Source organism: Pseudomonas sp. WS 5051 (genome assembly GCF_012985715.1).
In the GTDB taxonomy this organism is placed as follows: domain Bacteria; phylum Pseudomonadota; class Gammaproteobacteria; order Pseudomonadales; family Pseudomonadaceae; genus Aquipseudomonas; species Aquipseudomonas bubulae.
This window is the reverse complement of record NZ_JAAQWV010000038.1, coordinates 1-803: the sequence shown is the minus strand read 5'-3', so window position 1 is coordinate 803 and position 803 is coordinate 1. Positions and strand designations below refer to the sequence as shown.

The following is an 803-nucleotide window of genomic DNA, read 5'->3' as shown; positions in this document are numbered from 1 at the left end:
TGAGTTCCCTAAAGGGCCGTCGAAGACTACGACGTTGATAGGTTGGGTGTGTAAGCGCTGTGAGGCGTTGAGCTAACCAATACTAATTGCCCGTGAGGCTTGACCATATAACACCCAAGCAATTTGCTTAGAGCAAGTTGCGGTGTGTGAAGACGATACAGACCGAAAGTTTGCGGTTCACAAAACACCATATCTATTACATACCCATTCGCTGGAGCGTAAACCGAAAGGTAAACGACCTGGCTACCGAATTTCTTGACGACCATAGAGCATTGGAACCACCTGATCCCATCCCGAACTCAGTAGTGAAACGATGCATCGCCGATGGTAGTGTGGGGTTTCCCCATGTGAGAGTAGGTCATCGTCAAGATTAAATTCCAAAAACCCTGTCTGCTCGCGCAGACAGGGTTTTTGTTTTTGTATAAGTACAAGCTTTGTAAAAAGCTCGTATGGTTAATCAGGCCATTTGCCTGGCTAACCACTCGATTATCTCAATCGAAAGAAGCTGGAAATAAAGCGTTGACAGCAGTGTGTAACACTGTAGAATTCGCCTCCCGCTAACGAGAGATCGAAAGCGCAAGTGGTTGATGTTACAGAGGAAACTTTGAAAGCATCTTAAAATAACCGCTTGACAGCAACAGAGGCTGCTGTAGAATGCGCGCCTCGGTACAGCGAAAGCTGACCAACCGCTCTTTAACAATTGAATCAAGCAATTCGTGTGGGTGCTTGTGGAGTCAGACTGATAGTCAACAAGATTATCAGCATCACAAGTTACTCCGCGAGAAATCAAAGATGTAACCAAC

The 803-nt window shown here is 46.0% G+C and carries 2 rRNA genes; both read left to right on the top strand.

Annotated elements, in window-relative coordinates:
- A 23S ribosomal RNA gene (locus HBN79_RS23850) occupies positions 1-107 on the top strand; the annotation flags it as partial.
- A 147-nt stretch (positions 108-254) separates the two neighbouring features.
- Positions 255-370, top strand: a 5S ribosomal RNA gene (rrf, locus tag HBN79_RS23845).
- Positions 371-803 lie beyond the last annotated feature (433 nt).